The organism is Clostridium sp. DFI.1.208, from assembly GCF_024463855.1.
GTDB lineage: Bacteria > Bacillota_I > Bacilli_A > Erysipelotrichales > Erysipelotrichaceae > Clostridium_AQ.
Window position 1 is genome coordinate 1 of the sequence record NZ_JANGCA010000100.1, and the last position, 8,644, is coordinate 8,644.

Here is an 8,644-nt window from a genome sequence, read left to right on the forward strand (position 1 = left end):
ACTATAGTTCTTTTCAACATATTTACATTCACAATTTCAAAGATCGAATACTATATTTTCAAGTATTTTATATTTCATACTTTTTCATAAATTACTACTTGACTTTAATATAGTTGTCTTTCTATCATCCTTACATCGTTTCTATTGGCAGATGTACCAGTCACTGGTACATCATCGTAGGTCGAGCCGATAGCCTGTATAGATACCGGCATCATCCTGTAACACATCACACTGATACCTCCTTCCACTTGCCGCTCCTGCGGCATTACATTTCTCCAGTGCGGAAGAAAAGCTCTCTCCATCGGCGAACAGCCATGTCTGTACGCAGATCGATGGGGCCGGTTCCTGCGGCTTCTCTGCTTTCGGAGACGATGCAGAGCCTGTCGTCGTATCTTGTTCTTTCGGCGGCTGTGCAGTGGATGACCGTTCTGTCTTCTGTGGATGCTGTGGCTCCTTTTCCTTCGGCGCTTCTTCTTTTTCTTTGACGATGAGCCGCAGCTCCTTCGTGGCAGTATGGCCGCTGGAATCTTTGACCTGATACGTGATCGTATACGTACCGGCTTTCTTCACATCGAAGCTCCCACGGATCGATACGTCCAGATCACCGTCATAGTCACTATAGGCTTTCTTTACGTATGCTCTTGCATCGAATGCTTCCTTCACACAGATCTCGACCTTATCCTTCTTGAGTTGAAGGACAGGTGGTGTCGGTGCCACCACCCGGATCTCCTTCATGAACTCTTTTTGTTCTCCATCCTCTCCTACAGCGATATATAAGAGCTTCTTTACCCCCGGGGATGAGGTGTCGATCGTCGGATATAGGATCTTCACAGATGTCGTGGAACGGATCAGATCGACAGGTTCGATCTTCTCGTTCAGTTTCACCTTTTCCGTATCCTTGAATGTGATCGACAGGTCATCTTTATCTGCCGGTTTCGGAAATAAGAAATACCAACATCCCAGGCAGAGTAGGAGGACACAGAGGATGAATGTCATATACTGGCTTTTTTTCACTGTGCCTCATGCTTTCTATGAAGGAAGAAGACAGTGGCACATGCGGATATGCCGATCAGGAAGATCCATCCGACTATATTTGTATGGTCGCCGGTATTTGGACCGCCAGACGTAGGGAGCGGTCTGTCAGGGAAGATGATCGTACGCAGCTTATCGTCACCGTTGACCCAATTATCATTGATCGTTACCTTGATGACTTCCTTAGATAACTGATATCCGGCAGGAGCTTTCGTCTCTTTTACATACACTGTCCCATAGATCAGACCATCGAACACTGCTATACCACTCTTTGGATCTGTCTTCTCCGCTTTGATGATCTTCGTGCAAGCTGCATCGGAATACAGAGTAAACTCAGCTTCTTTTAAAATGCTCTTATGATCATAATGATCGACTTTCCGCACATGCAATGCCGGTAAAGGCGCATGTTTTGGGAATACTTCGATATGGTAGTTCATCTGTTTGGCGGTCTCATCCCACATCGGTACGCTGATCAGTGTCGGCTGTATCGTTTCATAGCCCGCCTGATCACTCACATACAACAGATATACGCCTACCTTTAGATCTGTGAAATCGACGATCCCCTGTGCATCTGTCCGCTTTGCCTGTAATGGGCTCTTGACCAATGGACGCAATGTATCTGCGGCCTCCTGTAACCCTTGCGCTGTTTTTATGTCGTTCATATCCACACCTGCAGAACGATACAGATCATCAAGTACATAACTTCCGCCCTTTATATCTGCGACACGTGCCAATGAGAGTTCCACCCCTTCTCTGGATAGTCGATCTTTCGTTTCTTCAAGTTCCACGTGTATGCTGCCCTTCTCCTGAACAGAGGGATCGGGTTTAAGTTCGATTTCTTGTGCTTGTATCGGCTTGATATAACATAATGACAACAGCAATAATGTCATGATGCGAACTATCTTATTACGCTTCTTCATGTTCTTTTGACCTCCTTCTTTTTCTATGATGATAGATTTCTTTTCCCAACAGGAGCGTGACGATCACAAAGGGTGCTGCCGTAAAGATAAGTTCTCGTATCGACATCATCGATCCCTGGATCGATTCCTTTTCCTGTTTCTCATAAGCTGCCCGTTCTCCTGTTATGAGCAGCCTTTTCGTATTGATCCCATACGGCGTACAGGTGATGAGCGTCACGAGGTCTCTTCCTTCTTGTATCTCCAACAGATCGGTATCCTCCGGATCTGTCGTTTGGATATCACAGATCCGATAGGCCAGCGTCCTGCCGAGCACATCGATGTAGAAGAGATCGCCTTTTTCCAATTCATCTAATCTGGTAAATAGCTTTGATGATGGAAGACCACGATGTCCGCTTAGCGCCGCATGCGTACTCTCACCACCGACAGGAAGACTGCTGGATCGAAGATGTCCCACACCTTTTGATAGGACGCTCTCACTCACACCGTGATAGATAGGAAGATCGACACTGATCTTCGGTATCTCGATGCGTGCCATGACATCGCTGCCCTTCAATCGCAGCTGTTTTTCATAAGCCTTCTCTGTCAGATATTTGTCACTGATCCCTTGGATATAGTTCCCTTGCGTTTGAAACAACATATCGTTATAGGTATCTGCCGCCTTCGACAGACCTTCCACCTGATCTTCATTGCGTCGCAGCGCTCTGGAATATGTCTTCAGGGAATCGGACTGTACACTTCGCTGATACAGACCACTCACTATGGGATAGCTGCAGATCAGAAAGCCGACGAGGATGATCGCTATGCTCCACCATCGTCTTCCGGATCTTTTTTCACGCTTCATTTCCCATCATCCACATGGTTTCTCTTTCTGTGGATACCATAACCGGCGATCATCAACCCTGCCCCAAGAGCGACCATGACGATCGTCAGCTGTGATCCTGTGACCGGCAGCTTGCTTCCTACTTTGTTTACTACCGTTAGATTCATGGAACCTTGCGTCGCATCTGTCTCCAGCTTATTATCTTTTTCGGAAGATGCACCATCATAGAATTCTTTAAAATGAGCAGTTGCCTCCAGCTTCTGCAGGATCTTATCCGTTGCGCCTTCGCCGGCTACGTAGCTGTTTCTATCGTTCGTATAGGTCGGTCTTACCGTCAATACGATCGGGTCCAATAATTTCCGGTATCCATCCGGTGCATCTACCTCCGAAAGGTAATACACACCCTGATCGAGACCATAGATCGTGAAATTGCCATCCAAAGGTGTGACGATCTCGACGGCTTCCTTCGGCTGTGTCCCACCGTCATAATCATTACCGCCTACAGAATCACGGTTGATCACGTTATAACCGTCAGGAGTACGTTTCAGATATACTTCCTTCGTACAGTCCGCATCGCTGTACAGACGGAATCTTGCGTCCTTCAACGGTGCGTCATGGTCATTGACCTTCGATACGTTCAGCTTATAGGTGAAGCACACGACCGTATCCCACGGTGTCTCTCCGGTCTTTCCGACACCATCCACATCCGGGTCATTGGAGAACTCCAGCTTCACACTGTTCTCGAAGCCCGGTCTTCCGGTATCCTTGGCAGCCTCATCGTTCAGCTTGGCATCATAGCGAAGGACGATCTTCTGTCCATAGATGTTCTCCTTGTCTTTGTTCATGCCTTCCGGAAACTCGCGGTCTACGATCTTCTTCAGGTCTTCGATCTCTATCTTGAATGTCGTTCCTCCTACATTTTCCAATATGTTGTATTCGCTGGGATCGACATCATAGGTCTTCTTTCCATCCATAATCCGGATCTTCACGGTATCCGGATCAAAGGTCAGTGCTTTATCCATCTTGTCATGGAAAGCGAAGTAATAGCTGTGATATCCATTCATATCCGGTACAGCTGTATCATAACGATACGGAACGGTCTGACCGATCTCATAATCTGCGATATCGTTCCATCCATCTGCACCGATCTCTTCTTTGTGGTCATCCTCCAGGATCTTCTTCGTGATCGAAGGATAGTCGGATTTGATTTTTACAGCAGCATTCGGATTAGCCGTATTCACCATACACAGAGAGCTTGCGGAGTGCGTCCCTGCATTATCAGATATCTCATCGGTGATGTAGTATCCGAAATCCAGACCGTCGAAACGGATATTGCCGTTATCCATCGTTTGCGTGACATGGATATCGGTCCCTTGTTTCTTCTGGGCACGCAGCTCTGTCGTGATCTCTTCGATGAAATAGCGGAATTCGCTGTATCTTCCTTCCAACTTCTGTTCTGTCGCAGCGCCTTCTACCTTGTGGTGATTCAAGGACTGGATGTAATCCACTGCTTCATATTCCGTTACATCCTTTGCCGGTTTGTTCAGGCGTTTCCCGATGACCTTCTGCAGGACATCCTGATAGGCAGGTGTCCAGGTATAGTTCACACTTTCCAGATGCGCTGCATTCTTTACAGAGAACAGCTGATACAGACGAAACTTCTTTCCTATGAGCGATTGTCCTTCATTCGCTTCGATGGTGATGGCGGCACCGCCTTGTTTCAGATCCACGATACCACCCGGCGTCGTGATCTCCTGAGCTGCATGGATCACTAGACTAGTGATGGTCAATGCCGGAAGTGCACCGGATAACAGCATCCCTGTCGCCAGAGCAGGGATCCCCAGATATTTCATTACGTTCTTTTTATTCATTCTCTAACTCCTCCTCGTAAGCTTTTTCTCCCTAAGAACATCAAACCCATACCTATGATAAACATCGGGAACATGAGATCACTGCCTGTTTCCGGCAATTTGATACCTACCATATTCACGATCTCCATATGTACGACTCTTGTTTTCTTCGTACCCTCGATGCGGATAGCACCTGTCGTGACCGTATCTTTCGGTGTATATTTCTTACCGTCTACCCATAACTCGAACAGGTCATTGACCGGGGAAGAGACGGTCTCGATCTCATAGATATGCGGCTGTTTCGTATCCGGATCTAGTGGGATACGGTATCCATCCGGTGCTTTCGTTTCTTTGAGGTAATACTTCGTTCGATCCTTCAGTCCGGCAAAGCTCAATACACCGTTATATGAGGTCCTCTTTGCGACTACCTTCGTACAGGCTTTATCGCTGTATAGCGTAAATTCCGCACCGTCCAGCAGCTGCTTGTGGTCGTTGAGCTTCGTGATCTTCAACGTAAACGGAGATACCTTATCACGCACGGTTATGATGCCATCGAATGCATCTGTCTTCTGGAAGGTGATGCCTGTATTCGTCAGGTCTGTCAGTACCTTGACGCCCCCACCGGATACCACTTCAAAACGTACTTCGGTAGGATTGATATCATAGCCATCCATGACAGCTTTTTCCTTCAATTTATAGACGCCTGGACGAAGACCTACGAACTGGATGGAGCCGTTCTTATCTGTTTTTACTTCTGAGGTAGTTCCATTCGGTTTTGTGAAGGTGAAGATCGTATTTGGGATATTCAGCTTCGGTTCTTCCTGGACCTTATGGATCCGCAGCTTGATGATATCCTCAAGGACATTTTTTGAAACTGTGATGACGCTGGTCGTTTGTGCTGCAGGATTGATCGTCACATCATATGACTTAGGATCCAGGCGATATCCCGGACTGGCCTTCGTCTCTTTCAGGGTATATTTCCCCAGATAGAGACCTGTTTTCGTGGCATTACCATTCTTATCCGTGGTCAGCGTTGCGACCAAAGCGCCCTTTTTGTATTTTACGGATCTGTCAGCAGGATCCAGGATATTCTCTTTCGCCCGCAACTCATAGACAGCACCCTGCAGCGTTGCGTCTCCCTGTGGTTTTTTATTCGTCTTACTATCTGCCTTGGATAGTTTCAATGTGCCGGACTGGCGCTTATCTGTGCCTGTCACGGTAATGGTCTGGTTATTATTGGAGATCGTGACAGGGTATTTCGTCTTATTGAGCGTATATCCTTTCGGAGCAATGACCTCTTTTACATAATACTCGCCAACACGCAGATACCCGGACAGAGAATAACCGGATGCCTTCGTAACGAGTCGCTGGAGCTCCTGACCTTGTTGGTTGAAGATCGCATACGTCGCACCTGCGACTTGTTTCTTGGAATCCGTATCGACCTTACGGATCTGGACACGCCCTTTCTTCCAATTATTACGAGCAATGAAAGAGGCCGTCTTATTGGCAGATACACTTACCTTATGGATCGTCTTGTCCAGAATCAGATGATTCGGAACAGCGCTCTCCTGCACATAGTAAGTCGCAGGTGCAAGGTCATTTACTGTAACAGTACCATCAGAGCCTGTTTGGTAGGTTCCGATCGGGGAAGACATATCGGCATTTTTAGATACCTTGAAGGAAGTATTAGGAACCATATTCCCATCTTCATCCTGTTTCGTGATCTTTAGTGCACCATACTTGTTTGCACGAATATTCAATTTAAATCTTCCAGGATCTAAAATCATAGGCTTGATAATATCTTGTCCGCCTGATTTTCGATGAACGATAGATTGACCAATCATTTCTGGGCGTATTTTATTTAGAATATATGTGCTATTCTCAGCTGCAGTAGTTGATGCTGTTACTGTCAGTTTATTGCCGTTCCGCTTCACACTGATTCCTTTTGGAATACTTTCTTTACCTTTGAAATCGGAAAGAACACCGTTTGTGTCAGTTAAAGTTTTACTTTCCCCAACATTTAAAGTTATTTTTTGACCGCTGAAGCTTGGCATTACTTTCATCTTTGCGATGGCAGCATTGACTTCAGCTTTTCTTTTTCCATAATTGGGGACATTATGATCTGTAGGTTTATATCCTAGATATTCCCATACCATCAGCTGACCAACTGCATAATTCCATTTCGATTGATTCGTATTGACATATGCATAATACCAAATTTTAGATATTTGCTCTTTATCATATCTAGATACAGCATAGCCATTCCAGCCATTGATTACTTCCCAAGGCTCACTGCATACACCGACACCTTGTTCGACATGGATCTTTTCAATCTTTTGATGATCGAACCATGCGGTCTGTACAGGATTGTCAGGATTGTGTGCTTGTCCGCTATGCCAGTATCCGGTATCTTCCAGCTTTGTGACATTGGCTTTGATCGTTATCGTGGATAACATATTAGATCCACATAGCAAGATCGAAGCGAATATCATGATGATACTTTTTAATTTCTTCCGCATCTCGTTTTCCTCCATAAATTTTCACTTATTTTTTTATAGGTATACTCATACAATGACATATATGAAACCTTTTCCTGTATTCGCCTTACGCTGCGAGCAGCTGCGAGTCATATCTTACCTTGTAGTAATTCATATGGTCACCTCCAACAAAAAAAAGACGAACCTCTGTCCGTCTTGATTTTCTATTAACAAAAAAGAAGCGATACTTTCGCTTCTACATTTTTTAATACCAATAAATGCTATATTTTGTTGAGCCATCACTAAATTCCACATACGTACTACTCCAACCATTACAATTATAATAAGGGTGATTTTGGTCAGTCATAGATTGATCAAATATTTCATCAGCCCATGCTTCTGCAGCTCTTGGATCATCAAACAATGGAGACTGCATAGAAATCGGTAATCCTTGTTTCCTTCCATCATCTACGATATATGGCTCAGAAGGTGCTGGAGTAGGTGTTGACGGCTTTGCCTGTGAAGGAGCGGAACTCTGTGCTCCATTGGAACCGGAGGAGCTTCCAGTATTCGCAGTGCTGCTTCCTTGTCCTCCACTTGTCCCTGCATTTTGATTACCTGTAGATGGAGAGGATGTCTCTGATCGTTGTCCTGCATTATTGTTATTCTGGGCTGCTTCAGATTTCTGTCCTTCAGTAGTTGCTTTTGCCTTTTCTTTTTCCTTTACGATGACTTTGAATTTCTTCTCCGTCTTGTTTCCGTTAGCATCAAATGCTTTTACAATGACTTCATAAGTTCCGGCTTTCTTTGTGTTTAATTTTCCTTTATCAATGCAGTAGCCTGATTTTTTAGTTTCTTTATCACTGTATTTCAAAGCACCATCTACGGGATCCTTTACTGATTTTACATTGTCTTTCAGATTAAGTTTATCACCTGCAGTGATTGTGACTTTATCCTTCTTCAGTACAATTTCAGGTCTCTTTGTATCTTTAACTATGATCTTCACATCTTTCTGGATAGTCTTGTCCCCATCAGTAAATGTGACCTTCAAGGTCTGATTTCCAACTTTCTTTGCATTGAAATCCTGTACTTTATCTACTTTGATATTTTTATCAGATTTTTTTGCGTCAAAGAGTTTGTTGTTATCCAATGTATCGCCATACTCCACAGTCAGTTTATCAACCGTCTTTACCTTCAGCTCTTTACTGCAACCTGTCAATACGAGCGCTGACACTGCAGCGATACTTAATAATTTCTTCATAATATATTCCCTCCACTTTTCTATCTATTTTTAGTATATCACTATCGTAAGGGGATAACAATTACATATACCCTTCGATATCTCTTTTTATGTTAAATTCCTATTTGTTGATCAAATGTATCATTTCCACTTGCACATGACATGTACCAGTGATTGGTACGCTGAAGTGAAAAGTTAAATTCCACTTTCAAAAGGCGAATAAAAAATGTGGAACTTTCTTCTACAGAAGTCTATACAGAGCATAAATATAGCGTTAGAAAGGGTTTCAAATAGGTAGAAGTAAG

At 44.5% G+C, this 8,644-nt stretch carries 6 protein-coding genes; all 6 read right to left on the reverse strand.

From position 1 onward, the window contains the following. Nucleotides 1–171: 171 nt before the first annotated feature. The 6 genes from NE665_RS22800 to NE665_RS22825 all read right to left on the reverse strand — a co-directional run bounded on the left by NE665_RS22800 (nucleotide 172) and on the right by NE665_RS22825 (nucleotide 8,360). Nucleotides 172–885: an immunoglobulin-like domain-containing protein gene (locus NE665_RS22800; RefSeq protein ID WP_233104848.1), complete on the reverse strand. Its 714-nt coding sequence runs from the start codon at nucleotides 883–885 to the stop codon at nucleotides 172–174. A gap of 125 nt (nucleotides 886–1,010) precedes the next feature. Further along, nucleotides 1,011–1,952, reverse strand: coding sequence for a SpaA isopeptide-forming pilin-related protein (locus NE665_RS22805; protein ID WP_233104847.1), 942 nt, complete (start codon nucleotides 1,950–1,952; stop codon nucleotides 1,011–1,013). Continuing rightward, nucleotides 1,939–2,793: a class C sortase gene (locus NE665_RS22810; RefSeq protein ID WP_117445121.1), complete on the reverse strand. Its 855-nt coding sequence runs from the start codon at nucleotides 2,791–2,793 to the stop codon at nucleotides 1,939–1,941. Before NE665_RS22810 ends, NE665_RS22805 begins: the two co-directional genes overlap by 14 nt. Then, nucleotides 2,790–4,643 (reverse strand): isopeptide-forming domain-containing fimbrial protein, encoded by a 1,854-nt coding sequence (locus NE665_RS22815; protein WP_233104846.1) that lies wholly within the window; start codon nucleotides 4,641–4,643, stop codon nucleotides 2,790–2,792. Before NE665_RS22815 ends, NE665_RS22810 begins: the two co-directional genes overlap by 4 nt. After that, on the reverse strand, nucleotides 4,640–7,141 hold the full coding sequence (locus NE665_RS22820) for a SpaA isopeptide-forming pilin-related protein (RefSeq protein WP_118654853.1): 2,502 nt from the start codon (nucleotides 7,139–7,141) through the stop codon (nucleotides 4,640–4,642). Before NE665_RS22820 ends, NE665_RS22815 begins: the two co-directional genes overlap by 4 nt. Before the next feature lie 223 nt (nucleotides 7,142–7,364). After that, the gene (locus tag NE665_RS22825; RefSeq protein ID WP_168388958.1) at nucleotides 7,365–8,360 is read right to left on the reverse strand and encodes a flagellar biosynthesis protein FlgM; all 996 of its coding nucleotides are present in this window, start codon (nucleotides 8,358–8,360) and stop codon (nucleotides 7,365–7,367) included. Nucleotides 8,361–8,644 lie beyond the last annotated feature (284 nt).

What these genes read in the sequence shown, in the direction of transcription:
- NE665_RS22815 (WP_233104846.1), bottom strand. Translation starts at nt 4,643, where the DNA reads ATGAATAAAAAGAACGTAATGAAATATCTGGGGATCCCTGCTCTGGCG.
- NE665_RS22825 (WP_168388958.1), bottom strand. Translation starts at nt 8,360, where the DNA reads ATGAAGAAATTATTAAGTATCGCTGCAGTGTCAGCGCTCGTATTGACA.
- NE665_RS22810 (WP_117445121.1), bottom strand. Translation starts at nt 2,793, where the DNA reads ATGAAGCGTGAAAAAAGATCCGGAAGACGATGGTGGAGCATAGCGATC.
- NE665_RS22805 (WP_233104847.1), bottom strand. Translation starts at nt 1,952, where the DNA reads ATGAAGAAGCGTAATAAGATAGTTCGCATCATGACATTATTGCTGTTG.
- NE665_RS22820 (WP_118654853.1), bottom strand. Translation starts at nt 7,141, where the DNA reads ATGCGGAAGAAATTAAAAAGTATCATCATGATATTCGCTTCGATCTTG.